Raw genomic sequence first — 26,788 nt, 5'->3', positions numbered from 1 at the left:
CCGGGGAATTTGCCCACCGTTGTCCGGAAAGGGCAGTGAATGCCTTCCGAAGCTTCGGAAAATTCAGTTTCCGCCCACGAACGCCGACGCCAGCTTTTCCCCGGTGCTCGTGGCCGCACCGTGATCCTCGATCGGGTTCACCGCCGAGTTCTTGAAGCAGACATAGGTCACGCCGGAGTCGACACCGCCGTTCTTCGGGTCCGGATTGATGCCGAGATCCTTGGCCGTCGCATACGACGCCTCGCCGATGATCTTGTTCGGCCCGGTGTCGCCGATGACCGCGTACTCGACCTTGCCGTTGTAAATCACCGCACAGGAACCACCGCCGCGGAGGCCGGAGTTTTCGTAGTTCCAGATGCTGCTCGAAGACGGGACCACGATGTAGGGCAGTTTGGCGGCGTTGAGCGGCTTGCCGTCGGATTGCGGGAAGGCGGTGTCGGGGAGGAAGCAGCAGTCGGTGTTCTCGTTGCACTCGGTGGTGCGCTGGCCGTCGCAGTCGATGTCCATGTCGGCTTTCCAGAAGACCGCTTTGCCCGCGTCGCACACCGGGACGGTCGCACTGCCGGAGTCTTCGTCGGTTTTGTACTTGCCGTTGGAGATCTGCTTGCAGGAGGCGACCTTGGCGAGGATCTGGTCCGCAGTCGGGCCCGCCTGAACTCTTTCCGCGGCGGGGTTCGAAGCCGGGGTCGCCGCGGAGGCGAGCGCGGCGGGCAGGACAGCGGCGGCTATCGCCAGAATCGCGAGCAGGACGAGTTTCCGCATCGACGCTCCCTGTTTATTAGGAAACTTTCCTTACGGCGGCGCGCGCTCAGGATGCCGCCGAACGGATGCGGTCACAACCCGCCAAAAGGGGGTGTTTTTTCCCGCCGAACCGAGCAGCCCATGAAGGGAACCCGTCAGGGGTCGAGGTCCAATGCCGGTACTTAAGCCACGCAGCCCATGCCCGCCGACCGTCCACAAAGGACGTCAGAACCGCCGGAATGCCTGATTTGTCGTCAGGTGACCGTGCCTGGAAGCCCGTCCCGTTCCGCCGCCCACGCTGGCCTGACAAGAGCCGCGCCCGGCCCCCTTCGGCTTGGGCGAACGGGTCTCAACCGCACTTGCAGCGCCGCCTTGAAGTCCCCGGCAGTGGAACCCAAGTACGTGAAGGAGCCCTTCACGGACCGGACCGCGAGTTACCGGCCCGGGCGAGATGCCCAGCGGGTCGGGAATCGGCGCGGGCGGCGGCTCACTGCCTCGGCCCAGCGCGAGCTCAGGTCCGACCGGATCTCCGTCCGCGACCGCACCAGCGCCGCCCCGCGCACCCCGCCGACATTCGCGTACACCCGGGTCGCCCCGGCCTCGCGCAGATGCGTCAGCACTCGCCGGTCAAAGCGCCCCTCCGGCAGCGAAAACCGCCGCACCGGGGTGCCGCTCAGCTGCTCCAGCAACCGCGGTGCCTCGTCCAGCTCCCGGCGCACCGCGAACGAACCGTCGAGCCGCCGCCAGTCCAGCCGGTCCCAGCCGTGCGATCCGACGTGCATCCCCGCGTCCACCAGTTGCCGCAGCCCGTCGCGATCGACGTACCCGCGCTCGCCGACCCGGCCCGCCAACGGGAAGAACTCGGCATAAAGCCCGCGCTCGACCAGCCGCGGCAACGCGATCTCGACGTCCGAGGAGTTCCCGTCGTCGAAAGTGAGCTGTGCGCCCGTCCCCGAGACGACGTCCAGGAGCGCGTCGAACTGCTCCACGGTGATCCACCGCTCGTCCTCTCCCGGGTCGAGGGCTCGCAGGGGTTTGCCAATGCCGTGCACCGCAAAGGTGATCATCGCGCCTCCCGTCCGACGTACCGTACCCGATTAATCGGATTCGCAAACGGAGTAGTTACCGGCGCCGATCCCATGGTCAACAACACACTTCCGGCGTGTAGAAAACACTCCCGCAGGAAAATCGGAATACGTCCACACTTGTAGACAACCTGAATCTTCACACGTTTGGGTGAAGGTTCAATGATTACGCTGATAGTGCCGCCGGGCCTTCTCCCGGTTCCCGCAAGCCGCCATCGAGCACCAGCGCGCCCGGTTCGCCCGGCTGCGGTCGAGCAGGAACAACTGGCACTCGTCATTGGCGCAGGCCCGCAGCCGTCCGGGAAGATCCTTTTCGAGCGCCGCCCAGTCCAGAACCGCCCCAACCGCCAACCGGGCGTGCGGCGGCGTCTCGACCTCCCAGTTGAGGCCGTCCGCGGAAACCTCCGGCACCTGACGCACCCCGTCGAGCAGCGGACGCAACGCGACCGGCGAACTGTCCCCGCGCACGACGTCGCGCAGGAGATCCCGCGCCTGCCGCAACAGCTGCAGCTCCGCGGCACTCCCGTCGCCGCCGCGCTCCCGCGCCCACTGCCGGTCGAGCGCGTCCCGTTCCTCGCCGTCGATCAGCGGCCTGCTGTTGAGCAGGTCGAGCAGCGCGTCCATCGAAGCTCTCCTAACCAGACTGAACCCTTTGACAGGTTAGCTCGACCGTGCTTCCATGGCGGGACCTAACCAGATTAAAACTTCAAAGGGGTTAGTCATGATCCAGCACCGGACGACCGCCGTCGACGGCCAGCAGCTCTTCTACCGCGAGGCCGGACCGGCCGACGCGCCCGCGATCGTCCTGCTGCACGGGTATCCGACCAGCTCGTTCATGTTCCGGAACCTCATCCCGCTGCTGGCCGACCGCTACCGCGTGATCGCGCCGGACCACCTCGGCTTCGGCCACTCCGCCGCCCCCGCGGCCGACGAGTTCGACTACACCTTCGACGCCCTCGCCGACCTCACCTCCGGCCTCCTCGACCAGCTGGGCCTGGACCGCTACGCGGTTTACGTCCAGGACTACGGCGCCCCGATCGCCTGGCGGCTCGCGCTCAAGCACCCCGACCGGATCTCCGCGATCGTCACGCAGAACGGCAACGGGTACGAGGAAGGCTTCGTCGACTCGTTCTGGACCGGCCTCTGGGCCTACGGCGCGAACCCCGGCCCGGACACCGAACCGGCCGTCCGCACCGCGCTGAGCTACGACGCCATCCGCTGGCAGTACCTGCACGGCGTCCCCGACCCGAGCCAGGTCAGCCCGGACACCTGGGAACACGACCACGCCCGGGTTTCCCGCCCCGGCAACGACGAAATCCAGCTCGCGCTCTTCCGCGACTACCAGCACAACCGCCCGCTTTACCCGCAGCTGCACGAATTCCTGCGGACCTACGACGTCCCCGTGCTCGCCGTCTGGGGTCGCAACGACGAGATCTTCGGCCCGGCCGGCGCGGAAGCCTTCGCCCGCGACGCCAAGGACACCGAGGTGCACCTGATCGACGGCGGCCACTTCCTGCTGGAAAGCCACCTAGACGTCGTCGCGGGCTACCTGCGCGGCTTCCTCGGCCGGGTCCTGAAGTAGCGCGGGTCCGGCAAAACTACCGACCCGAAACCGCCTGTCCTGCGCGGAAAATCGGCCAGTGCCCCGCTTTGCGAAACCGCAGTTGTCTCCCCGGCCGATCGCCGCGGCCGTCGTGTTCGTCGTCTTCGCCACCGCCCTCGTCATCCACCTGACGACCCGCTCGGACGACGACCCGGTAGCCGCACCCGCGACGAGCAGCCCGGCCAGCGCCACCACCAGCTCCAGCCCGCCGAGCAGCACCGCCCCCTCGGCCCCGCTCGACCCGGCGGGCTACCAGAAGCTCCTCACCGCGATCGGCGCGTCGATCACCCCGGCCGTTCAGCAGCTCGGGCAGGCGACCACCCCCGCGGAGGTGAACAACGCGAGCTCGAGTCTCGGCAGCGCGGTCAGCAGCGCCATCCAGCAGCTCGACTCCGCCCTTCCCCCGGACGCGATCCGCGGCACCAACCGCGCGCTGCTGTCCGACTTCACCGTGCTCTACAACAGCTCCGTTCCGAAGATCGGGAGCAGCGCGCTGACGGACAAGCTGTGCGGCGGAGTCTCAGCCGTCGCGGAGCTGAGCAACGACCAAGGCATCGCCGGACTGCGCGACACCCTCTCGAAACTGGCCACCGCAGACCCGGCCCACCCGTATCACCTCGGCCCGCTCTTCCCCGACGCCCACCCGGAACCAAACCGCAGCGCGGAAAACGGCGCGGTCCTCGCCGGCGCGGGCGGCGGCAAGAACAGCGTCAGCATCAAGAACGTCTCCGGCACCGACCAGGCCGTGACGTTCGCCGACCTCTCCCACCCGGTGTTCACCGTGTACGTGAAGGCAGGAGCCACCACCTCCGCGAGCGGCATCGCGGACGGCCACTACACCGTCTACAGCACCGGCGGCACCGACTGGGACGTCAGCCGCGGCCGATTCACCCGCGACTGCTCGTTCTCGAAGTTCGGGGTACCCGCGGCCATGAAGGACAACGGGTACACCCACACCAACATCGACCTCACCGTGCGCAAGATCGACCCGCGCGCACTGCCGTCCGGACCGTTCCCGGAGCAGTCCTCGATCGAGCCGCTGGAGTACCCGCACTGACCTACTTGCGGATCTCCAACGTGCAGCACTTCGGCCCGCCGCCAGCCTTCCGCAGCTCCGAGATATCCACATACACCGGCTCGTAACCCCGCTCAACGAGCCGAGCACCAAGGTCCGTCGCCTCGACCGGCAACACCACGTTGCGCCCGTCGGACACCCCGTTCAACCCAAAGCACTCGGCATCAGCCGCAGTAGCAAGGACAGCGTCCGGGAACATCCGCCGCAACACGCGCTGCGAACCCGGCGAGAACGCGTCCGGGTAGTAGACGATCTGCGCGGTCGCCGTGTCCGTCGCCTCGGCCAGCACGAACAGCGCGGTGTCCAGGTGGTAGTAACGCGGGTCGATCAGCTGCAGCGACACGACCGGGACGCCGAGCACCTCCTGCGCCTCGGCGTGCGCGGCCGGGTCGGTGCGGAAGCCGGTGCCGGCCAGCAGCAGCCGTCCGGTCCAGGCGAAATCGCCCTCGGCCTCGTTGATCTTCTCCGGCATGGTCAGGTCGCGGTAGCCGTGTTCGAGGAACCAGCGGCGGAAGTGCTCCGCCTCGGCGGCGCGCTGCGGGGCGCGGAACCGTGAGCCGAGCACGCGCCCGTCCACGACGGTGCCCGAGTTGGCCGCGAACACCATGTCCGGGAGGCCGGGTTGCGGATCGATTTCCTCGACGGTGTGGCCGAGGCGGCGATAGGTGTCGCGCAGCTCGGTCCATTGCGTGACGGCGACGTCCGCGCTGACCGGCTTGGAGGGGTCCATCCAGGGGTTGATCGCGTAGTCGACGGCGAAATAGCGCGGCGGGCACATCAGGTAACGGCGGGGCGTGGGCACCCGCGGCGGCACAGCCTCTCCCTGCATACAACCAGGCTAAGGTGGACCTAATCTCGCAATCAATCGCTGTTCACTGCGCACCTGCGTGCTAAACATTGCGTGTGAACACCATCGACCAGCGAATCGTTTCCTGCCTGGTGGCCAACGCCCGCTCCAGCTACGCGGAGATCGGCAAGGTGGTCGGGCTGTCCGCCCCGGCGGTGAAGCGGCGCGTGGACCGGCTGCTGGAAACGGGCGTGCTGCGCGGCTTCACCGCGGTCGTCGACCCGGAGGCGCTCGGCTGGGGCACCGAGGCGTTCGTCGAGGTGCACTGCCAGGGCAACGTCACGCCCGGCCGGATCCGGGCCCGGCTCGAACCGTTGACCGAGGTCGTCGCCGCGTACACCGTGTCCGGCGCGGCGGACGCGATCGTGCACCTGCGCGCCGCCGACATCCACCACCTGGAGACCGCGCTGGAACGGCTGCGCGGGCTGGAGATCATCGACCGGACAGTGTCGACGGTCGTGCTGTCCCGGCTGCTGGAGCGCCCGCCGACGCCCTCCTGAGTGACGGTTCCAACCGGCAGCGGCACACCCGCGCCTGCGATGCTGAGCGCCATGACCGACCGCATTCACAGCGAGCACGACCAGGGCGTCGCGCTGCTCACCGTCGACGCTCCGAAGAGCCGCAACGCGCTCACCCTCGACCTCTCCGCCGAGCTGGCCGCGGCGGTCGCGCGCGCCGAAGCCGACGAGAGCGTGCACGCCGTGATTGTTACTGGCGCACCGCCAGCGTTCTGCGCGGGCGCGGACCTCACCGCGCTCGGCAAGGCCGACGCCGAAGGGCTGCGCTCAGTGTACGCGGGATTCCTCGCTGTCGCCGGATGCAGTCTGCCGACGATCGCCGCGGTCGGCGGGGCCGCCGTCGGCGCTGGTCTGAACCTCGCGCTGGCCGCCGACGTCCGTCTCGTGGGACCGCACGCCAAGTTCATCCCGCGGTTCCTCGAACTGGGCCTGCACCCCGGCGGCGGCATGACCTGGATGTCGCAACGGATCCTCGGTCCGCAGCAGGCGTCCGCGATGGCGTTGTTCGGCGAAACCCTTACCGCGGAATCCGCGGTGCGGGCCGGGTTCGCACTGCGCTTTGTGGACGGCGACCACGACGCATTGGTCCAGGCCGCGCGCGACCTCGCCGCCCCGACGGTCGCCGCGCCGCGCGAGGTCGTGCTGTCCACCAAGCGGACTATGCGGCAGACGAGCGGCCTGACCGAACACGCCGCGGCGGTCGACGCCGAACTCGTTCCACAACTGGAATCGCTGGCCGCACCGGCATTCGCCGAGCGATTGGCGGCGATGAAGGCCCGCATCAGCGGACGCTGACCGGCACCGCGCACAAATTCCCACATTCCGGGAACCCTCAACCTGGAGCAAACTGCTGGTCAGTGCCGCGCGGGCGGCAAGAGACGCGCGTCACTCCGGACGACGGCCTGATTCGCCCTACGATCGAGGACACCCCGGTGGGCCTGGGTACCCCACACTTGACCGCACTCCGACCGCGGCCTGACGTGTGGCGAGTAACCTCGGAAACAGGCCTCGGCGGGCTCCCCGGGGAGCCGACCCTGGCCCGCAGCACGCCGGGAGAGAGGGATTCCCTGACCCATGAGCACCAGTGCGAACGGCAGCGCGGCCGGGAACGGGCAAGGCGCGCTGACCGCGTCCCGCTCCACCGAGGTGAACAAGCTGGACCGGGTGGTCATCCGGTTTGCCGGCGACTCGGGCGACGGGATGCAGCTGACCGGCGACCGGTTCACCTCGGAGGCGGCGGCGTTCGGGAACGACCTGTCGACCATGCCGAACTTCCCGGCCGAGATCCGGGCACCACAGGGCACCATCCCCGGCGTCTCGTCCTTCCAGGTGCACTTCGCCGACTACGACATCCTCACGCCGGGCGACCGGCCGGACGTCCTCGTCGCGATGAACCCCGCCGCGCTCAAGGCGAACGTGCGCGACGTCCCGCACGGCGGGACGATCATCCTCAACACCGACGAGTTCTCCAAGCGGAACCTCGTCAAGGTCGGTTACGAAACCGACCCGCTCGACGACGATTCGCTGTCGCCGTTCCAGGTGCACCGGGTCGCCATGTCGACCCTGACCCAGGGCGCGCTCGCCGACACCGGACTCGGCAAGAAGGACGCCGAACGCTGCAAGAACATGTTCGCGCTCGGCCTGCTGTCGTGGATGTACCACCGGCCGACCGAGGGCACCGAGCGGTTCCTGCGCGAGAAGTTCGCCAAGAAGCCGGACATCGCCGAGGCGAACATCCTTGCCTTCCGGGCAGGCTGGAACTACGGCGAGACCACCGAATCGTTCGCGACCACCTTCGAGGTCGCGCCCGCGAAGCTGGACAAGGGCACCTACCGGCAGATCACCGGGAACACCGCGCTGGCGTACGGGATCGTGGCCGCCGGACAGCAGTCCGGGCTGCAGATCCTGCTCGGCACGTATCCGATCACCCCGGCCTCGGACGTGCTGCACGAGCTGTCCAAGCACAAGAACTACGGCATCATCACCTTCCAGGCGGAAGACGAGATCGCCGGCATCGGAGCCGCGCTCGGCGCGTCCTACGGCGGGGCGCTGGGCATCACGTCCACGTCCGGTCCCGGCGTCGCGCTGAAGTCGGAGACCATCGGCCTCGGCGTGATGACCGAACTGCCGCTGGTGATCATCGACGTGCAGCGCGGCGGGCCGTCCACCGGCCTGCCGACCAAGACCGAGCAGGCCGACCTGCTGCAGGCGATGTACGGCCGCAACGGCGAATCGCCGGTGCCGATCGTCGCGCCGCTCTCGCCCGCCGACTGCTTCGACGCGGCGATCGAGGCCACCCGGATCGCGCTGAAGTACCGCACCCCGGTGCTGCTGCTGTCCGACGGCGCGATCGCCAACGGTTCCGAGCCGTGGCTGGTCCCGAACGTCGACGACCTGCCGGACCTGCGCGTGGAATTCGCCTCGGAACCCAACTCCGACAACGGATCCGGCGAGTTCTGGCCGTACGTGCGCGACCCGGAGACGCTCGCGCGGGCGTGGGCGATCCCGGGCACTCCCGGGCTGCAGCACCGCATCGGCGGGCTGGAGAAGGCCGACGGCACCGGCCACATCTCCTACGACCCGGACAACCACGACAAGATGGTGCGGCTGCGCCAGGCGAAGATCGACGGCATCGACGTGCCGGACCTGGAGGTCGACGACCCGTCCGGCGAGGCGCGCGTGCTGGCGCTGGGCTGGGGTTCGTCCTACGGCCCGATCGGCGCGGCCTGCCGCCGCGTGCGCAAGCTCGGGATGCCGATCGCGCAGGCGCATCTGCGGCACCTGAACCCGTTGCCGCACAACCTCGGCGAGGTGCTCGCGCGCTACGACCGGGTCGTGGTCCCGGAGATGAACCTCGGCCAGCTCGCGCTGCTGCTGCGGGCGAAGTTCCTGGTGGACGTGCATTCCTACACCAAGGTCGCCGGCCTGCCGTTCAAGGCCGAGGAGCTGCAGAACGTGTTCTCCGACATCATCGCCAACCTCGTTCCGGAGGGCGTCAAGTGACCGCCATCGATCTCGGGCTGCCGCAATTGGGCGGCATCGACCTGGTGCCGACCACCGACGAACCGCAGAAGGCCAAGGACTACAAGTCCGACCAGGAAGTGCGCTGGTGCCCCGGCTGCGGCGACTACGTGGTGCTCAACGCCGTGCAGTCCTTCCTGCCGACGCTCGGGCTCAAGCGCGAGAACATCGTCTTCATCTCGGGCATCGGCTGCTCGTCGCGGTTCCCGTACTACCTCAACACCTACGGCATGCACTCGATCCACGGCCGCGCGCCGTCGATCGCGACCGGGCTCGCCACGACGCGCCCGGACCTGTCGGTGTGGGTCGTGACCGGCGACGGCGACGCGCTGTCCATCGGCGGCAACCACCTGATCCATGCGTTGCGGCGCAATGTGAACATCAAGATCCTGCTGTTCAACAACCGGGTCTACGGGCTGACCAAGGGCCAGTACTCGCCGACGTCCGACCAGGGCATGGTCACGAAGTCGACGCCGATGGGTTCGCTGGACACGCCGTTCAACCCGCTGTCGCTGGCCATCGGCGCGGAGGCGTCGTTCGTCGGCCGCGCGATGGATTCCGACCGCAAGGGCTTGACCGAAGTCCTTGAGGCGGCGGCGAAACACCGCGGTTCGGCGCTGGTGGAGATCTACCAGAACTGCCCGATCTTCAACGACGGCGCGTTCGATGTGTTGAAGGACAAGGACGAAGCCGCTTCCCGGCTGATCCCGCTCCGCGCGGGCGAACCGATCCGCTTCGGCGCGGAAGGCGAATACGGCGTCCGCCGCGGCGACTGGGGCGGTTTGGACGTCGGCAAGGTCGCGGAAATCGGCGAGGAAAACTTGGTGGTGCACGACCCGTCCATCGCGGACACGTCGTACGCCTTCGCGCTTTCCCGCCTCGGCGACCAGAACCTGAACCACGTCCCGACGGGCATCCTGCGCCAGGTCGAACGGCCCACGTACGACGACGCGGCGCGGGCCCAGGTCGAGCAGGCGCGTGAGGCGCGAAAGCCAGACCTGCAGGGTTTGTTGCGGGGCAAGGACACCTGGACCGTCGTTTAGGCTTTAGTCCACTTACGACAGAGGCCGCCACCCCCGAGGGGGTGGCGGCCTCTGTCGCATGTGGACTCAGTGCAAGGGCCGGAACCCGACCCGCTCAGCATCAGCCGCGCTGCGGAACCACACCTCGGCGACCATCTTCGGGAACTGCGGCGAATCCTCGCCGCAATACCGCAACGCCGTCACGCTCGCCTTCACCGTGAAACCGTCCGCCGGGCGCCCGCCACCCGGACGCGGCATCGCCGAACCCGGACCAAAAGGCCCCGGCGGCACCGCGTCATCGGCGGTCTGGCGAGCAGGCGGCGGCTCCGGAGCAGCCATCGCGGCCTGATTCGGCTGCACCGACGGCTCGAACAGCGAACCGCTGTGCCCACCGGCGAGATCCGGCTCGCGGCGCTCCACCGGGCGCATCGACGGCTGGATCGGCTGCGGCGCGTCGAAACCGCCGCGCGGCGATTCGCGGCGCTGCCGTTTCGGCAAGCCCTGGCTTCCCGCGGCGTCCGCAGTGTCCTCAATGGACTCCGCGGCGGGCTCGGGGTTCGGGACCAGGTGATCAGTCGTCGAGTCTTCTTCGAGGTGACCGACGGCCGACTCGACCGGCTCGGCGGGTTCCTCGAACGCCGACCGCTGCGGCGCGTCCGTCTGGTTGAACCAGTCCGGCTCCGGCTCGGCCGCACGGCCTGGCCCGGGGCGGAACAGCGAGACCGGTTCGGGCTCCGGAGCGGTGCTGTCCAACGGAGTCGGGTCGAGCCGTCGCTCCAAAGAGGACAGTCCGTCGGCCGGTTCGGCCAGGTAGTGGCTCTGCTCCTGCTCGGCGGGACTGTCCGCTTCGGAGTAGTCCGCCGCCGGGACGTCGACCGGCTCCGGGATGCGGTGGTATCCGCTGTCGTGCTCGTCCGCCGGTTCCGCGATGCGGTGGTAGCCGCTGTCGTGGTCCTCGGCCGGTTCGGCGATGCGGTGCGAACCGGTGTCGACCGGCTGCAGGTACTCGGTGGCCGCGGCGCGATAGGCCGAACCGGAGTCTTCCGGAGCGCTCTCGGCCGGTGCGCTGTCGAAAAGACCGTTCGCCGCTTGGTGTTCGCGGGCCTCGGCCTGAGCGAACGCCTCGTCGACGTCGTCCTCAGGAGACTCCGCAATGTCCACAGAGGCCACCGGTTCCGGAGCCGTGCGGTATTCCGCGTCGTACTCGGCTTCCGGCTCGAAAGCGCTCGTCGCCTGGATGACTTCCGTCGGAGCGTGCTCGCGGCGGTCTCTGGTCCAGTCCTCCGCGGGCGGCAGCACCGCGGTGCGCGCGGGCGTGCTGGCCGCGGCGCGTGCCGTGTCGGCGTGCGCGCTCGCCAGTTCCGCTTCCAGTTCGCGTACCCGCTTGCGCGCCGGACGCGCCAGCACCAGCCAGGCGATGACCGCGCCGACGATGAAGGCCAGCAGGCTCCAGAGCCACACCTGCCCGAAAATGGACATTTCTCGCCCCTTTTAGAACGTTCGCGCGACCAGGTAGTCGGCGACCGACTCGCAAGCGTCGCGCGCAGGGGAAGCGGGCAGCGAGGCGAGCTCGGCACGTGCTCGGGAAGCGTAGTCGGAAAGGGTTGCCCGCGCGCGTTCGAGGCCGCTGGAACGGCGCAGCAGCTCGAGCGCCTCGGCCACCAGGTCGTCGTCGGTGATCGGGCCGGCGAGCAGCTCGACGAGCCGCGGGTCGGTGCCCGGATCGGCCAGCGCGTACAGCATCGGCAGCGTACGAACGCCTTCCCGCAGGTCAGTGCCCTGCGCCTTGCCGAGTTCGACCGAGGGCGACGCGATGTCGATGACGTCGTCGGAGATCTGGAAGGCCGCCCCGATGATGTCGCCGAAGCGGCGCAGCGCCTGGATGTGCTCCTCGGCCGCGCCGGACATCATGCCGCCGAAGCGTCCCGACGTCGCGATCAGCGAACCGGTCTTCTGCGCGATCACGGTGAGGTAGTGCTCGACCGGATCGTCGCCAGGTCCAGGCCCGACGGTCTCGCGCATCTGGCCGCTGACCAGCTCGCCGAACGTCTCGGCGATGATCCGCGCGGCGTCCGTGCCGAGGTCGGCGACGAGCCGCGAAGCGTGGGCGAAGAGGTAGTCGCCGGTGAGAATGGCGACGGTGTTGTCCCAGCGCGAGTTGACGCTCTCCGCGCCGCGCCGCATGGTCGCCTCGTCCATCACGTCGTCGTGATACAGCGTCGCCAGGTGCACCAGCTCGACCGCGGCAGCCGCGATCAGCACCTGCTCGCCCTGCTTCGGCCCGAACTGCGCGGACAGCAGCGTGAACAACGGACGAAAACGTTTGCCCCCCGCCTCGACCAGGTGCAACGCCGCGTCGTGCACGGCGGGCACGTCGCTCTTCACGACGTCCCGCAGCATCGTCTCGACGTCCGCCAGCCCGCCCGCGATCGCGCGCAGCAAGGGCTCGTCCTGGATCTGCAGCCCGACGGTCGCGCGCAGGTCCTCGACAGCGCCATCCCGGGCCGCCCCCGGAGGTGGTGAAGACACAGACACGTCGGCTCCGCTCTCTCGTGGCGCTCGTCGCCAGTCGGTTACCCCCTTCAGGGTAGTGGTTGCCCCGCGGCCTGCCTTTACCCGCTGTCCTGCGGAAACGGTGACGAACGCGACACTGCCGCCCCAGTCGCGCGCCAGGCCACGAACGGGTTGATCCGCGATCCCGGACGGGTGATCGCCGCCCGAGGACGCAACGGGCGATTCGGACCTGCGGATAGACCTTTGAGCAGCATCAGCAGCGAGGAGACGAGACATGATCATCAAGCGCACCGCACTGGCCACCGCGGCACTGGCCGCCACCGGTTTGCTCGCCGCTGCCGGCCCCGCCGCCGCGGACAGCCCCGCCGGAGTCGCCGACACCGGCAACGCGAACTTCGCCAAGGCCGGAACCACGATCTCCATCCCGACGCAGGCCCCGTGCGCCGTAGAAGGCCCGACCAGCGGCTCCGCGACCGCAGTGTCCAAACCCGGCGTCACGTTCGGCGGCGGCACGTCGAGCTGCACCACCGAGGTCGTCGACCCCGCGAACGACGTCACCACCACAACCTCGACCGCCACCGGCAACAACTTCGAACTGTCGGCCCTGGTGAGCACGGGCGGCAAACGCATCCGCATCTCGTCGTACACGGTGACCTGCAAGGCAACCCAGAGCGGCACGAACGCGAACTGGACCCTGAGCGGCCTCACCGGAATCAGCGGCCTGCCGTCCCCCATCCCCGCGAACTACACCAAGCCGCTGACGAAGAGCGATGGAACCGTACTGGCGAATGCGGTCTTCAACATCCAAACGCTCCCCGGCGACGGAAGCATGACCCTGACCATGCTGCGCATCGACTTCGCCCCCGCCTCCGGCGCTTCGGGATCGGTCACCGTAGGCCACACCGCCTGCGCCCCCACCCCCTGAAGTCCGTGAGGGGAACCCTCATTGACTCTGATTCCCTCAGGGTTCCCCTCACGACCCTCGACGGTCCGTGAAGCCCGCCCGCTCACCGCCCGCCGCGACGCGCCCCAATGTGGCATTGGGTGCATGCGACGCACCGAACGCCACATTGGGTGCATCTGACGCACCCAATGCCACATTGGGGCGCAAGCCCCCACCCCCACCGAACCGCAGCCGCTGCACCCAACCCATCGAGGCACCCACACCTCCCCACCCCCGATACGAAGCCAAAAACACGGCGCGGGGGTGCTTGTCAAGGCATCTTTCCCGCCTTGACAAGCACCCCCGCGCCGTAGTCACACTAAAAAATCGGGGTGCCAAGCCTCACCGCCCGAGCGCAATGCCGCCGCCAGGCGACGAGCCGCCCGAGAACTCACAACTGATCATCCAACTGCAAAGCGATCCACAACTCAGCCCGGACAGCCGGATCGTCCACCTCCCTCCCCAACGCCTCCGCGACCTTCCCCATCCGATACCGCAACGTATGCCGATGAATCCCCAGCGCCGTGGCCGAAGCATCCGACTGCCCGTTATGCGCCAAGAACGTCCGCAACGTATGCCGCAAATCGATCTTCGCGGCCCCGGTCTTATCGGTGACCGGCTCCAGCAACGCCCGAGCCCACCCCCGCACCTCGTCGTTGTCGAGAAACCGCATCAGCCCGCTGGTAGCCACATCCCCGGCACAAGTAAGCACCCCGGCACCCCCGCGCGAACTGGTGAAAACCGACCGCACCTGCTCCCAAGCCTCGGCAAGCCGCTCAGGAGGAGTCGGGTCGCTCACCGCCCCGCGAGCCAACGGGATCCGCCGCAACAAGGCTTCCAACGTCCGCGTGTCCCCCTCGGCGGGCGGCGTCAGCACCACCACCCGCCCCCGCTCCCACTCAGCGACCAGCGCCCGCAAACTCCGCAACCCGTGGTCCCCCTCGGCATGCTCGAGCAATTCCCGCTCATGCCCGGACGGAACCCCCAAAATCGCGACCCGGAGATCCCCCTCCGGAAAGTCGGTATCCAACGCCTCCCCAATAGCCGTGGCCAGTTCCACATCCCCCGCCACCGCGGCCTTGAACACCGCCAGCCGATGCTGCCGCTCGCTGTCCAGCACCCCCCGAGCGCTGTGCAACTCAGCGCACAACAACGACACCGCGGTAGTAACGATCGCCTGCTCAGCAGTAGTAAGCGGAGTAGACCGCCCCACCACCAAAAACCCCTGCACCCGCCCCCGCACCGCGAGCGGCAGCACCACCACGGACTCCCCCGCGATAGTCATGCTGAGACTCGCCGAATTAGCCCGGTCCCGCAGCCGAGGCAACTCGATCCGCACCCGGGCCACATGCATCCGCGCCGCGGGCACCCCGGCCCGAAACCCGCCGGCGGCGTCCAGCAACAGCGTCCACCCGCGCACCGCCTTGGCCAGCCGCTCCGCGATCGCCCGAGCCGAGTACGGCGACAGCGACGCCCGAGTCAAATCCCGCTGCGCCGAAACCGCGTAGTTCAACTCCCGCTGCCGCTCGTCGGACAGATGCCCAGCGACAAGCCGGCTCAACGCGGCAAACCGAGTCGTCGCAGGCACCGCCAACACCGGCAACCCAGCCTCGCTCGCCGCCTCGACCAGTGCCCCAGGCACATTCTGATAGAACGAACTGGCCCCGAACCCCAGCGCCACCGCACCACCCGCGACAAGCCGGTCCACATACTCCCGACTGGCCGCCTCGCCCAGCGCGAGCCGGGACCCGGTGGTGAGCACGAGCTCGCCGCCCTCGAGATACGGCGACGGATCCGGCAGCTCGCTGATCAACGCCCACGTGACCGCCCGGTCGAGCGCACCAGGCGCGCCCTCGGCGGCGAGTTCGAGACCGTGTTCGCCGCGTTCGAGCAGCATCTGGACGGTAAGCGGCATGGTGTCTCCCGGGGACGGATCGGGCGGCCGGAAGTGTAACCGGCGGTCCGCCCGGCCGCCGGGCGATCGCCACCCGGACGAACCAACGTTCTGGACAAAACCCGGTGCTGGTGGGTAGAAACCGTCCCGATCGGACTTCCCCGCCCGCGGATGTCCGGCGGCACAACGGAAAGAGATCTCGATGCCCGCACCCGCCCCGGCCCGGCCGGACGTCACGTACCGGACCGCGGGCGATCGCGCGCTGCTCGTCGAGTACGGACCGCCGCTGCCGGTCGACCTCGGCCTCAACTTCTTCGCGCACGCCTCCGCGCGGCACCTGGAGGAGAATCCCGTGCGCGGCGTGCTGGAAGTCGCGCCGGGACTGCGTTCGCTGCTCGTGCACTACGACCCGGAAACGATCCGGCACGACGCCGTGATCGCCGCCATGGACCGGCTGCACCGCGAGATCCCCGAGCCCGGCTCGCTCGTCCTGCCGAGCCGCCGCGTGAAACTCCCGATCGCGTTCGACGATTCGACGTCGCGGGAAGCCGTGGAGCGCTACCAGATCACCACGCGCCCGGACGCGCCGAACGTCCTCGACGGCAACAACGTCGACTACCTCGTGCGCTCCAATGGCCTGCCGAACCGCGAGGCGCTGTATTCGCGGATCCTGGAATCCGAGTGGTGGAACGCGTTCACCGGTTTCTACCCCGGCCTGCCTTCGCTGCTCCCCCTCGACCCGCGTTCCGAACTGGTCGCCCCGAAATACAACCCCGCGCGCTCCTGGACCCCCGAAGGCGCCGTCGCTTTCGGCGGCCCGTGCCTGGTCGTCCACCCGATCGAATCGCCCGGCTCGTACCAGCTTTTCGGCCGGACGCTGCCGATCTGCGACCTCGTCCGCCGCCCGCGCGCGCACCGGGCGGACCCGATCCTGATCCACCCCGGCGACCGGATTTCCTTCTATCGCGTCGAAGAGGCGGAACTGATCGAATTGCGCAGGCAGGTTTTCGAGGGCCGCTACGACTACGACATCGAACCCGGCCGCTACGCGGTCGCCGACCACCTCGCCGTCCAAGCCGATCCGGCCATCGCCGCCGAGGCGGCCAAACGACGTGCGGACCGCGTCGCCGCGCAGGAACTGGTGAAAATCCCGTGACTCAGACGGCGGCATTGGAAGTGCTGGAACCCGGCCTGCAAACCACCGTGCAGGACTATCCGGGCCGACGAGGCAGGCAGTCATTGGGCTTCTTCCCTTCCGGCCCCGTCGATTCGCTCGCCTTCCGCCTCGCGAATCTCCTAGTGGGCAACCGTCCTGGCGCGGCCGCCCTGGAAATCCCGCTGGGCCGTTTCCAAGCAGGCGTCCTCGCCCCTGGCCGGATCGCCGTCACCGGACCGGAAACCTGCGTCACGGTGAACGGATCCCCCGTCCCGCAATGGGAATCGGTCCCCGTGGAAACCGGCGACGTCCTGTCCTGCGAGGTGTTGCGCGGCCCCGGGCACCGGCTGTATCTCGCACTGTCCGGCGGCATCGCCGTGCCCGAGGTATTCGGCTCCCGCTCCACCTTTCTCCTGGCGGGCATCGGCGGTCTCGACGGCCGGGCCCTGGAACGCGCGGACATCCTCGACACTTTCCCGTCCGCTCCTTCCCGCCCGCGCCGCCTCCCGGTCTCCCTGCGCCCGACGTACCCGACCGCCTGGGAGATCGAAATCCTCCGCGGCCCACACGCCGATCCGGATTTCCTGACCGCGGAGGACTTCGCCGACTTCCTGGCCGCGTCGTGGCGCTGCGACTTGAGCTCGGACCGGGTGGGCATCCGGTTCAACCCGCACCGCTTCCGCTGGGCCCGTCCGTCCGGCGACGTGGCGGGCGGGCACCCGTCGAACCTCCTGGACTCCAGCTACCCGCCCGGCGGCATCCTGGCCTACGGCGACGTGCTCACCGTGCTGGGGCCGGACAGCAATACCTCGGGCGGGTTCGCGGTGATCGCCACCGTCGCGTCGGCCTCGCTGTGGAAGGTCGGGCAGCTTCGGCCTGGCCGGGATACGGTGACGTTCCGGGAGATCGATCTCGACCAGGCCGCGGCGCTCACTGCGCACGTGAATCAGTTGCTGGATGTCAAGGCGCTGTCTTGAGTCTCGTCCGCTCATTCAACGGGCGCCCGAACTTCCTCCTTCGCTTTCCCCGCCACCGAACCAAGATCGACCGACTTCGTCTCCTTCGCGATCAGCGAGGCGACGAGCGAAATCAACCCCATCACCGCCAGATAAACCCCGATCGCATACCCGGTGCCGAACTTGGCGTACAACCCGATCGCGATGATCGGCGCGAGCGAGCCCGCCAGCACCGACGCCAGGTTGTAGGCCAGCGAAACCCCGGAGTACCGCACCTCAGTCGGGAACAACTCCGCGAAGAACGCCCCGATCACGGAGCTGTACGCGGCGAAGATCAACAACCCGCCAGCCACCGCGACTGTGATCAGCCCAGGACTCCGTGTGTCGACCAGCGCGAAGAACACGAACGCCCAGACGATCGTCGCCACCGAAGCCACCACGTAGATCGGCCGTCGTCCGATCCGGTCGGCCAGCAGGGCGAACAGCGGGATCGTCACCACCGCGCACGCCTGTCCGACCAGCACCGCCGTCAACCCGACCGAACTGTCCATTTTGAGCACAGTCGTGACGTAAGTGATGACGAACAACGAGAACAGATAGAACCCGGCATTCTCCCCGAAACGCGTCGCCGCAGCGAGAAGCACACTGCGCCAATGCTCGCGGATCACGACACCAGCAGGCAGCCCCTTGGGCTTCGGAGCGTCCTTGAACAAAGGCGTCTCCGCGACATAAAGCCGCAGCCACAACCCGATCAAAACCAGCACCGCGGACAACCCGAACGCGATCCGCCAGCCCCACGACAGGAACTCAGCCGACGGCATCACCCCGCCGAGCACCGCCAGCACACCGGCAGCGAGCAGATTTCCCAGTGGCGGCCCGACATTCGGCCACGAAGACCAGAAAGCCCGACGCGCGCTGTCGCCATGCTCGGACACCAGCAGCACCGCTCCGCCCCATTCGCCGCCGAGCGCAAACCCTTGCACCAGGCGGCAAACGACGAGCAGCAGCGGCGCAAGCACGCCGACGGAAGCGTAAGTGGGCAGCAAAGCGATCAAAAACGTCGAAGCACCCATCAGCAGCAGACTGGCGATAAGCGTCGACCGTCGTCCCTTGCGATCGCCGAGATGACCGAGCACCACCGCACCCAGCGGCCGGGCGAGGAAGCCGACCGCGTAAGTGGCGAAGGCGAGAACCGTGCCGACCAAGGGGTCGTGCGAAGGGAAATACAGTTTGTTGAAGACCAAAGTGGACGCGGTGCCGTACAGAAAGAAGTCGTACCATTCGACGGCGGTGCCGGCGAGACTCGACGCCGCCACCACCCCCAGCCGCGTGTGCGGGCGTTTTCTGTTACGTTCGCGAGAGGTATCGGCCATTTCGGCTCCTGTGGTCGGAGGGTCCGTGACGCGGATGAAGTGCTGATGCCGGAAGCCTCGGTGGCTGTTGGCGCAGCCACCGAGGCGTGTTCCCCCCTGGGAACTGCCTCAGAAGAACCAGTGCACGGGCTCGTTGGCCCGGTCGGCGAGGTCCGCGAACCGTCCGCCGTGGAACGCCAGCGGTTCGCCGTCGCGCTCGCACACGCTGCGCACGTGCCCGAACACGACCACGTGGTCGCCGGCGACCAGATGCCGCTCGACGTCGCATTCGAGGTGCGCGAAGGCGTCCGGGATCACCGGCACGCGGTGGCGGCCCTCGGTCACCTCCAGCCCGGCGAAGTGGTCCTCGCCGCGACGCGCGAAGCGGAGCGCGAGCTGTTCCTGCCGCGCGGACAGGATGTTGACCGCGAACCGGCCCGCCTCGACGACCGCGTCGGTGCTGCGCGCGCCGGTCGTCAGGCACACCAGCAGCAGCGGCGGGTCGAGCGACACCGACGTCAGCGAGTTGACGGTCATCCCGTGCGGCACCCCCGCCGCCCGGGTGGTGACCACCGCGACGCCGGTGGCGAAACGCCCCATCGTGCGGCGCATCGTCATCGGGTCGACCTCGGCCGAGGAAGTCGACGAAGTGGTGAGCATGGGCGTTCTCCTTGCGCAGGGGGCTCGTGAGCGGCTGTGCCGGTCAGCGCCGGCACAGCCACTCACGAGCGGGTTCAGGCGGGGTAGCGGACCTCGAACGTGACGACCCCCTCGTCGGTCCGCCACGGGCCGTGCGGCATGCCCGGCGGACGGCAGGCGTACATCCCCGCGGTGAACGTCCGGCCGAGCGTGAGGTCGGTGAACGAGCCTTCGAGAATGTAGACCTCCTCCCAGAAATCGTGTTTCTGCACGCCCATCGGCGTCGAATCGGCACCTGGTTCGTAGCGCAGGATCCGCGTGGCGACGCCGGTTTCCGGGTCCTTGGCGAGGATCCGCTCGGTGATCTTCGGGTCGTCGCCGGGGCACACCGTGAATGCGACGTCGGTCACCGGGAAGAATTCGTGTTCCGGTTTGTTCATCGGGTGATCGCTCCGTCGAGGTCGTAGCTGGAGAGGAAGGCGTCGATGTCGCTGAGCGCGCCGTCGAAGCCGTAATTGCGGTAGGCGTAGCCCTTCACCACGAACGGTGCGCCGGCGTAGAACATCTCGTACTGGTGGTGGCGTCCGGCGAATTCGCTGCCGACGACGTCCCAGGCGAGCTTGAACAGCTTCACCCGCTCCTCCGCGGGCGCGGACGGGCTGTGAATGTATTTGTCGATATCGGCGCGGGTCTCCGGGTTCGTCAGGTCCGCGACGCTGGAGGGCACCTGCAGCACCCCGCCGCCGACCAGGTCGCGCAGGATCGCCAGCAGCCGCGGGTACAGCTCGGCCTGCAGCCCCATCGCGCCGTACACCGCGCGGGAGCCGGGCCGCCACATGCCGTTGCCGTCCGGTTCCGCGGTGTATTCCGCGGCCAGGACCGCCGACTCCACAATGGACGCGAGGCTCGCCAGCTCGCCGAGTTTTTCGACCACACCGGGGAACTTGTCGACTCCGTTGACCGCCGCGACCTTGCGCGCGAGCCCGGCGATGAACTGCGTCTTCACCATGAACCGGATCTGCGCCTGCCAGTTGCCGAACACGTGCGCGCCGGTGTCGAAGAACTGCCGCCGCAATCCGGCGACATCGCGGTAGACGAACACCCGGTCCCACGGAATGAAGACGTCGTCGAAAACCACCAGCGCATCGGTTTCGTCATAGCGCGAGGTGAGCGGGTAGTCGTATTCACTCGTGGCCGCCGGCGCATAAGGACGGCGGCAGTAGAGCTTAAGCCCTTCTGCGTCAACGGGAACCGCGAAGCCGAGCGCGAAGTCAGCGTCCTCCGGGCCGAGCGGCTTGATGCAGGACACGAAGATCTCGTCGGCCACCGCACCGCCGGTCGCGAGCATCTGCGCGCCGCGGATCACGATGCCGTCCTCGCGCTCCTCCGCGACGCCCGCCTGGATCAGGTCGCCTTCCCAGGCGTGCGCGGTGGTCGCTCGCGAAACCTGCGGCGGAATGATCGCGTAGGAGACGTACAGATTCTCCTCCAGCACCCGCTTGTGGTACGCGGCGATGTTGGCGGAAAAGTCCCGCTCGCCCTGCGAAAACGCCTCCGGGTGCGCGGAAAACGCCGCGACGAACGCGCCGACGTGGTCCGGGCTGCGGCCGACCCAGCCGTGGGTGTGCCGCGCCCAGGTGGTCGCCGCTTCGCGGTACGCCTTCAGGTCTTCGCGGCTGCGCGGCGGCGTGAAGAGCCGGTTCACGCCTGCCCCGGTCGTCTCGTCGGTGACCGAGATGCCGGACTCCGGGTCGGCCGCGAGGTCGAACAGTTCCGCGATGGTCTTCGCGATCGGCGCGAACGCCGGGTGGTGGGCCACGTCCTCGACCGGCGCGCCGTCGAGGTAGATCCGCCGGGGGCCTTTCAGTGCGGCCAGATAGTCGGCTCCGCTGCGCATCACTCGCTCCTCTGTTTCGTTTCGTACGCGTGGGTCAGGGTCGGACCGCCGGGCAGTTCCAGGTGGACGCGCCAGTACGCGCCATAGGTGAACTCGCCGCCGAGCAGCGGCAACGTGCCGCAGTACAGCGCGAAATCGCCCTCGACCGGACCGAGCCGGTCGAGCAGATCCGCCGGGTGCCGCAGCGCGGCCAGTTCCCCCTTCTGATACGGGCAACCGTCCACACTGGAGTCCGCGACCACGTGGTCCCAGTCCGGAACGGACACTTCGGATCCGAGTTCGGCGACCACTTCCCCGAGCGGTTTCGGACAGGCCGCTTTGGACAGTGCGACCCCGTCCCGCTCCAGGTCGCGGTCAGTGTGATCGGACCCGACCCCGAGGAAGTACCTTCCCTGATGCCGGATCAGCACCGGCTCGACCTCGCCGGACGTCCCCGGCGCGCGCACGCCGACCACCGGCTCGGTCGTCAGCAATTCCGGGTCCAGATGGTAGAACGCGGGCACCGATTCCGGCCGCGGCACGCCGATCGCCGCCAGTTCGGCGATGTGCTCCTCGACCGCGGCCTCGTCGCTCCCGGTGTACCCGGCCACCACCAGCCGCGCCGGAGCGAACGCCAGTTCCTCCCCGGTTCCCGCGACGTGCAGGGCAATCGTGGTCATACTCCCGCTCCCGTGAAGTCTGCTGTGGACACCGGCCACCGCCGATCGGCCAGCACCGGGAACTCCGCCCGCACCGTGTCCACAATGGATTGATCGATTTCGCAGCGCAGCACTTCCTCTCCGCTGCCCGCCTCCGCCAGTACCGTGCCCCACGGATCGACGATCCGGCTGGTACCGGCCAGTTCGACGCCGCCGCGCTGCGTGCCGGCCGCGTTCACCGCGATCACCACGACCTGCTCTTCCACCGCACGGCACGAGGTGAACATCCGCCAGTGCTCGCACCGCGCCGCCGGCCACGCGGCCGGAACGACGACCGTCTTCGCGCCGCGGTCCACGAGGCCGCGCCACAGCTCGGGAAACCGCAGGTCGTAACAGGTCGTCGCGCCGATCGGCCCGAGTTCCGTTTCCGCGACGCTGAGGCTGTCCCCCGGAGTGAGCAATTCCGCCTCGCGCGAGGCGTACCCGAAAACGTGCACCTTGCGATAGGTATGCGCGATCGTGCCGTCCGGCGCGAGCAACACCGCGGTATTGAACAGCCGTCCCGCCGCGTCCCGCTCCACCAGGCTGCCGAGATGCACGTACGCACCCAGGCCGCGCGCCCATTCGCGCCCCGCCGCCACCGTCGGCCCGTCGAGGGTTTCCGCCTCGTCCGGATACGCGTCGAACGAGAAATACCCGGCAGCCCACAACTCCGGCAGCACGACCAGCTCGGCCCCGCGCGCCGACTCCACCAGCTGCCCGGCCCGCACCCGGCGGTCCGCGGCTGTCTCGTCCGGCGGGCTGGCCAGCTGCACCAGCGCGACCTTCACAGCCGCTCCCCGACCCGCAACGCCGTCATCGTGCTGGACAAATGCTTCGCCAGCGCTTCTCCCGCCGCCGACGGCTCGCCGCCACGCAACGCTTCGACGATCGCCGCGTGCTCAGCCAGCACTGTTTCGGCGCGGGTTTCACTGCCCGCGACCGCGCGCAACCCCATCCGGACCTGCCGGTCCCGCAACGATTCGTAGAACTCGGCCAGCACCGGATTCCCCGCCCGCCGCACGATCGCCCGGTGGAACGCGCGGTCGAACTCGATGAACCGCACCGGCTCGTCGACCACTTCGCGCTGCTTCGCGAGAATGTCGTCCAGCTCGGCGAGGAAGGCCTCGTCGACGCGCTCGGCGAGCTTGCGGACGCACGAGTCCTCGACGAGCTCGCGCGCCTCCATCACCGCCCGCACCTCCGCGTCGGAGATCGGCGGCACGAACGCGCCCTTCTTCGGCACGATTTCGAGGAACCCCTCGGCCTCGAGCCGCAGCAGAGCCTCCCGCACCGGAGTACGGGACGTCCCGGCCGCCTCGGCGACCTCCGATTCGGTGAGGAAAGTCCCGCCGTCGCGCGGGAGCTCGGCGATGCGCTGCTTGAGGAACCGGTAGGTGACGTCCTGCGCGGACCCGGCCCGCCCGGCCTGTCGTACACTGCTCATGGACAAGATGTATACATCACGCATGGCAGGCGGGCAAGAGGCGTTTGCCGAGGTTGAGCGGTTGTGACGGGCGACGAGGGCGGCTGGACGGGCGGCTGGTCAGCGGGGGCTTCTCGGGGGAGCGAGCGCGATGCCAGGGACGTAAGCCGCGCAGTCCACGTCCGCCGACTGTCCACAAAGAACGTCAGTGCCGCCGGAATATGCCTGATCTATGACCCCATGACCGCTTCTTGAACTCCGTCTCCGCCCAGGTCCTCCGACCTGGGCAAACCGCACCCGCAGCCCCTGGCATCGGTGAGCGAGCGAGGCCGAGGACCGTCGGATAGCTGACAGGCACGGGGCTTCCGCCTTGCGGACGGCTCGCCTGGAACCGCGTGCACCGGGACGCGCGACCTCAGCGCACGGCAACGCCGCCGTGGCGGGACAGCACTGAACCCTCCGTGCCGTCGATTCCCGCATACCGCACTCCGGAAATGCCCGCGCGGACCCCGGGAATGCCCGCGTGCACCGCGTCCGGTGCCCCGGCGAGACAGAAAACCGGTCAAGCGGCCTCGGCCCGGTTGACGAATCACCGACCGTCTTTACGCTGGCACCCACGCCGGGCAGCGGAATCGTCTTCGAAGCTCACTGCCTCCGCGATCATCCGGCATTCCACAGTGGATTTTCCGAGGAAGGGCGGAATCCTGTGAGAAAAAGAACTCGCGCCGCGGCGATCGCGGCCGCAGTGCTGGCCGGATCCTTGGCTATTTCCGCACCGGCCACCGCTTCCCAGGCGGTCCCCCATTCCACCCCCTGCGCCGGGGACGGCCAGAGCGGAAAACGCGTCCAGGCAGTCTACGTGCACGCGACCAACCAGCCGGACCGGCACGACCAATTGGCCGAGCAGTTCCGCACTTTCGCCGACCGGATCGACGACGATTTCGTCGAGGCGGGACTGCGGCTGGGCGGCGAAATCCGCCACGTGCGGTTCGCGACCGACGCGAACTGCCGCGCCACGATCGACGACGTCGCGATCGACCCGGCGAGGATGACCGACCCGCAGGCGATCGCGGGGGCCATCGGCGAGCAAGGCTACCGCCGCACTGACCGGAAGTACCTGGTCTGGTACGACAAAGACGGCTGCGGACTGGCTTTCGGCAGCGGCGGAGACGACCGTCCCGGCGCGGACAACCAGTACAACAACGGCCCGCATTACGCGACAGTCGGCACCGGATGCTGGTCCTGGCAGGCGAGCGGGCACGAACTGCTGCACACCCTCGGCGCGGTGAACTCGAGCGCGCCGCACGCGTCGCGGAACGGTCATTGCTGGGACGACGAAGACATTATGTGCTACGACGACGGCGGATTGCCGAATCCGCCGGGACATCTCGTGAAATCGTGCCCCGGCGCGCCGGAAAACCAAATAGACTGCAACGGCGACGACTACTTCAACACCCGTCCGCCGGGCGGCACCTACCTCGCCACGCATTGGAATGTAGCCAACAACGATTTCCTCATCCGCGGCTACCGCCCCTATGCCGTCGGCACCATCACCGGCGCGGAAAACCGTTGCGTGGACGTCGCGTTTTCCGGGCGGGACAACGGAACCGCGGTGCAATTGTGGGGATGCGACTACACGAGCGCCCAGCAATGGACCGTCCGCGACGGAACGCTCCGTTCGCTGGACAAGTGCCTGCGCACCTCCGGCGACCTCGCCGAACTGTGGGATTGCGACGGTTCCGCCGCGCAGAACTGGCAAATCCGCGGCGACGGCACCATCCTGAACCCCGCTTCGGGCCGCTGCCTGGGCACCAAGGACGGCGCGACGGCCGAAGGCACTCGCCTCGCGCTGCGCGACTGCACGGGATCCGCTGACCAGAAATGGAACACGCCTTCCTGACCGGCCGCTGACTGGCCCTTGACCGGCCCGGGCGTTCCGGCGGGACGTCCGGGTCTTCCATGTCCCCGGCAGCTTCGGCATCGCCTCTCGGCACCAAGGATGACGCGACCGCAGCAGGCCCTCGCTTCACCCTGCACGGGCACCGCCGAGCAGAGGCAGATCGCTTCCAGCCGCCCCCGGACCTTCCAGCACCCGGTTACCTCGATCTCACCAGCTACCCGAAAAGTGCCTCCTTGGCACCAAAACCACCGCCGCTTACGGTTCCGGAGTCACCGCCGCACGACCAGCCGGGAGTCTCCGTGGATCACTTCGTCATCACTGGCGCACTCGTCTTCGACGGCGAGAACTCGCTCGGGATCGTGGACGTCGAGGTCGCCGACGGAAGGATCGCCAGCATCGGAGGCAACCGTCCCGACGGGGTCGAGCTCGTCGACGGCACCGGGGCCACCCTCCTGCCCGGCCTTATCGACGCGCACACGCACACCGACGCGCAGTCGCTCCGGCAGGCGCTGACGTTCGGCGTCACCACCGAACTCGACATGCTCTCCATGCCGGAGCAGATGATTCCGTTGCGCCGCCGCACCGCAGCCTCGAATGATCTCGCCGACGTGCGTTCTCCCTCCATCGGGCTCACTCCCGAAGGCGGGCATCCGCATCAGCTGCGGAAAGGCGAAGGCGACCCGCCGTGGCCGACTGCGAACCGGCCGGAAGAGATCGCGGCGTTTGTCGAGGCCAGGATCGCCGAGGGGGCCGACTATCTCAAAGTCCTGGTCGAGGACGGCCAGCTGTTCGGGAGCGAAACCCTGCCCCGCCTCGCTCCCGAACTGGTCGAGGCGACGGTCCGCGAAAGCCACCGGCGCGAGAAAATGGTGTTGGCGCACGCGATGACCGCCGAGACGGTGGAACAGGTTGTCGACGCGGGAGTCGACGGGCTCACTCATCTCTTCGCCGACAGGCCGCCCACCGCGCAATTGGTCGAGAAGATCGCTGCCAGCGACACCTTCGTGATTCCCACCTTGACAGTGCTCGCGTCGATCACCGGTGAGCCGGTCGGTCGCCGGCTCGCCGAGGATCAGCGGGTTTACCCCAAGCTGACGCCGGAGTGGCGAGAGAATCTATCCGGCATGATGCGCACCAGTCCCCGCAAGCACTTCGACTTTGCGCTGGAAACACTAGCCGCGCTGAGGGAAGCCGGGGTCGACCTCCTCGTGGGCACGGACGCGGCGCATCTCGGCGCGCCGGGAATGGCGCACGGCGCCAGCCTGCACGGCGAACTGCGGCTCCTCGCCAAGGCGGGATTCACCCCGACGGAAGCCCTGCGAGCAGCGACGTCCATCCCGGCGAAGCGCTTCGGACTGACCGACCGCGGCCGGATCAAACCCGGTCTCCGCGCGGACCTCACGATGGTCACCGGCGACCCGACGGTCACCATTAACGACACCCTCGACATCCAGCGCGTGTGGCGCAACGGAACCTACCGCGCAGCGGCAGCGATCAACGCCACCAACCGAGAACTCTGAGC

Annotated in this window: 25 protein-coding genes; 11 read left to right on the top strand and 14 right to left on the bottom strand. The window is 68.5% G+C overall.

Going from position 1 to position 26,788, the window contains the following annotated elements; translation table 11 throughout:
* Positions 1–63 precede the first annotated feature (63 nt).
* The 3 genes from ABZX37_RS11980 to ABZX37_RS11970 all read right to left on the bottom strand — a co-directional run bounded on the left by ABZX37_RS11980 (position 64) and on the right by ABZX37_RS11970 (position 2,450).
* Positions 64–762, bottom strand: coding sequence for a glycoside hydrolase family 75 protein (locus ABZX37_RS11980; RefSeq protein ID WP_354738611.1), 699 nt, complete (start codon positions 760–762; stop codon positions 64–66).
* A gap of 413 nt (positions 763–1,175) precedes the next feature.
* On the bottom strand, positions 1,176–1,808 hold the full coding sequence (locus ABZX37_RS11975) for a polysaccharide deacetylase family protein (protein WP_354738609.1): 633 nt from the start codon (positions 1,806–1,808) through the stop codon (positions 1,176–1,178).
* Between the two features lie 177 nt (positions 1,809–1,985).
* Positions 1,986–2,450, bottom strand: coding sequence for a CGNR zinc finger domain-containing protein (locus ABZX37_RS11970; RefSeq protein ID WP_354738607.1), 465 nt, complete (start codon positions 2,448–2,450; stop codon positions 1,986–1,988).
* A gap of 97 nt (positions 2,451–2,547) precedes the next feature.
* Between ABZX37_RS11970 and ABZX37_RS11965 the strand changes: the two genes are divergently transcribed.
* Together ABZX37_RS11965 and ABZX37_RS11960 are read left to right on the top strand one after the other, a co-directional pair.
* The gene (locus ABZX37_RS11965; protein ID WP_354738605.1) at positions 2,548–3,408 is read left to right on the top strand and encodes an alpha/beta hydrolase; all 861 of its coding nucleotides are present in this window, start codon (positions 2,548–2,550) and stop codon (positions 3,406–3,408) included.
* Between the two features lie 58 nt (positions 3,409–3,466).
* A complete protein-coding gene (locus ABZX37_RS11960) occupies positions 3,467–4,486 on the top strand; it encodes a hypothetical protein (RefSeq protein ID WP_354738603.1) in 1,020 nt (339 codons plus the stop codon).
* A 1-nt stretch (position 4,487) separates the two neighbouring features.
* Here the strand turns inward: ABZX37_RS11960 and ddaH are convergent, their stop codons facing one another.
* A complete protein-coding gene (gene ddaH / locus ABZX37_RS11955; RefSeq protein WP_354738602.1) occupies positions 4,488–5,333 on the bottom strand; it encodes a dimethylargininase in 846 nt (281 codons plus the stop codon).
* A gap of 74 nt (positions 5,334–5,407) precedes the next feature.
* On the opposite strand from ddaH, the gene ABZX37_RS11950 reads away from it, so the two are divergent.
* The 4 genes from ABZX37_RS11950 (at position 5,408) to ABZX37_RS11935 (ending at position 9,933) form a co-directional block, all read left to right on the top strand.
* On the top strand, positions 5,408–5,851 hold the full coding sequence (locus ABZX37_RS11950; RefSeq protein ID WP_037712217.1) for an Lrp/AsnC family transcriptional regulator: 444 nt from the start codon (positions 5,408–5,410) through the stop codon (positions 5,849–5,851).
* A 51-nt stretch (positions 5,852–5,902) separates the two neighbouring features.
* Positions 5,903–6,664: an enoyl-CoA hydratase gene (locus ABZX37_RS11945; RefSeq protein WP_354738600.1), complete on the top strand. Its 762-nt coding sequence runs from the start codon at positions 5,903–5,905 to the stop codon at positions 6,662–6,664.
* Positions 6,665–6,943: 279 nt separating this feature from the next.
* Positions 6,944–8,872, top strand: a complete 1,929-nt coding sequence (locus tag ABZX37_RS11940; RefSeq protein WP_354738596.1) for a 2-oxoacid:acceptor oxidoreductase subunit alpha — start codon at positions 6,944–6,946, stop codon at positions 8,870–8,872.
* A complete protein-coding gene (locus ABZX37_RS11935) occupies positions 8,869–9,933 on the top strand; it encodes a 2-oxoacid:ferredoxin oxidoreductase subunit beta (protein ID WP_354738595.1) in 1,065 nt (354 codons plus the stop codon). The genes ABZX37_RS11940 and ABZX37_RS11935 overlap by 4 nt, the downstream gene beginning before the upstream one ends.
* A gap of 66 nt (positions 9,934–9,999) precedes the next feature.
* Here ABZX37_RS11935 and ABZX37_RS11930 read toward each other — a convergent pair whose 3' ends face one another.
* Both ABZX37_RS11930 and ABZX37_RS11925 read right to left on the bottom strand, forming a co-directional pair.
* Entirely contained in the window at positions 10,000–11,391 is a 1,392-nt protein-coding gene (locus ABZX37_RS11930; RefSeq protein WP_354738593.1) for a hypothetical protein, read from the bottom strand.
* Positions 11,392–11,403: 12 nt separating this feature from the next.
* Positions 11,404–12,441 (bottom strand): polyprenyl synthetase family protein, encoded by a 1,038-nt coding sequence (locus tag ABZX37_RS11925; protein WP_354738591.1) that lies wholly within the window; start codon positions 12,439–12,441, stop codon positions 11,404–11,406.
* Positions 12,442–12,700: 259 nt separating this feature from the next.
* Here ABZX37_RS11925 and ABZX37_RS11920 point away from each other — a divergent pair, with 259 nt between their 5' ends.
* Entirely contained in the window at positions 12,701–13,351 is a 651-nt protein-coding gene (locus ABZX37_RS11920; protein ID WP_354738589.1) for a hypothetical protein, read from the top strand.
* A gap of 409 nt (positions 13,352–13,760) precedes the next feature.
* On the opposite strand, the gene ABZX37_RS11915 is transcribed toward ABZX37_RS11920, so the two are convergent.
* Positions 13,761–15,284, bottom strand: coding sequence for a PucR family transcriptional regulator (locus ABZX37_RS11915; RefSeq protein ID WP_354738587.1), 1,524 nt, complete (start codon positions 15,282–15,284; stop codon positions 13,761–13,763).
* A gap of 181 nt (positions 15,285–15,465) precedes the next feature.
* On the opposite strand from ABZX37_RS11915, the gene ABZX37_RS11910 reads away from it, so the two are divergent.
* A complete protein-coding gene (locus ABZX37_RS11910) occupies positions 15,466–16,419 on the top strand; it encodes a carboxyltransferase domain-containing protein (RefSeq protein WP_354738585.1) in 954 nt (317 codons plus the stop codon).
* Complete coding sequence (locus ABZX37_RS11905; protein ID WP_354738583.1) at positions 16,416–17,396, top strand: allophanate hydrolase; 981 nt, start codon at positions 16,416–16,418, stop codon at positions 17,394–17,396. Before ABZX37_RS11910 ends, ABZX37_RS11905 begins: the two co-directional genes overlap by 4 nt.
* 11 nt (positions 17,397–17,407) lie before the next feature.
* Here the strand turns inward: ABZX37_RS11905 and ABZX37_RS11900 are convergent, their stop codons facing one another.
* From ABZX37_RS11900 to ABZX37_RS11870, 7 genes are all read right to left on the bottom strand, one after another.
* Positions 17,408–18,748, bottom strand: a complete 1,341-nt coding sequence (locus ABZX37_RS11900; RefSeq protein WP_354738581.1) for an MFS transporter — start codon at positions 18,746–18,748, stop codon at positions 17,408–17,410.
* Between the two features lie 108 nt (positions 18,749–18,856).
* Positions 18,857–19,387: a flavin reductase family protein gene (locus ABZX37_RS11895; protein ID WP_354738579.1), complete on the bottom strand. Its 531-nt coding sequence runs from the start codon at positions 19,385–19,387 to the stop codon at positions 18,857–18,859.
* A 74-nt stretch (positions 19,388–19,461) separates the two neighbouring features.
* A complete protein-coding gene (locus tag ABZX37_RS11890; RefSeq protein ID WP_037814846.1) occupies positions 19,462–19,806 on the bottom strand; it encodes a cupin domain-containing protein in 345 nt (114 codons plus the stop codon).
* Complete coding sequence (locus tag ABZX37_RS11885; RefSeq protein WP_354738577.1) at positions 19,803–21,263, bottom strand: 4-hydroxyphenylacetate 3-hydroxylase N-terminal domain-containing protein; 1,461 nt, start codon at positions 21,261–21,263, stop codon at positions 19,803–19,805. Before ABZX37_RS11885 ends, ABZX37_RS11890 begins: the two co-directional genes overlap by 4 nt.
* The gene (locus ABZX37_RS11880) at positions 21,263–21,922 is read right to left on the bottom strand and encodes a DUF2848 family protein (RefSeq protein ID WP_354738575.1); all 660 of its coding nucleotides are present in this window, start codon (positions 21,920–21,922) and stop codon (positions 21,263–21,265) included. The genes ABZX37_RS11885 and ABZX37_RS11880 overlap by 1 nt, the downstream gene beginning before the upstream one ends.
* Positions 21,919–22,731, bottom strand: coding sequence for a carbon-nitrogen family hydrolase (locus tag ABZX37_RS11875; RefSeq protein ID WP_354738573.1), 813 nt, complete (start codon positions 22,729–22,731; stop codon positions 21,919–21,921). Before ABZX37_RS11875 ends, ABZX37_RS11880 begins: the two co-directional genes overlap by 4 nt.
* On the bottom strand, positions 22,728–23,387 hold the full coding sequence (locus tag ABZX37_RS11870) for a GntR family transcriptional regulator (protein WP_354738571.1): 660 nt from the start codon (positions 23,385–23,387) through the stop codon (positions 22,728–22,730). Before ABZX37_RS11870 ends, ABZX37_RS11875 begins: the two co-directional genes overlap by 4 nt.
* Before the next feature lie 685 nt (positions 23,388–24,072).
* On the opposite strand from ABZX37_RS11870, the gene ABZX37_RS11865 reads away from it, so the two are divergent.
* Complete coding sequence (locus ABZX37_RS11865; RefSeq protein WP_354738569.1) at positions 24,073–25,266, top strand: RICIN domain-containing protein; 1,194 nt, start codon at positions 24,073–24,075, stop codon at positions 25,264–25,266.
* 299 nt (positions 25,267–25,565) lie between these two features.
* Positions 25,566–26,786: an amidohydrolase family protein gene (locus ABZX37_RS11860; protein WP_354738567.1), complete on the top strand. Its 1,221-nt coding sequence runs from the start codon at positions 25,566–25,568 to the stop codon at positions 26,784–26,786.
* Positions 26,787–26,788 lie beyond the last annotated feature (2 nt).

The sequence above is a fragment of the Amycolatopsis sp. NPDC004079 genome (genome assembly GCF_040610415.1).
Classification (GTDB): Bacteria; Actinomycetota; Actinomycetes; order Mycobacteriales; family Pseudonocardiaceae; genus Amycolatopsis; species Amycolatopsis halotolerans.
This window is presented reverse-complemented; position numbering and strand designations above follow the sequence as displayed.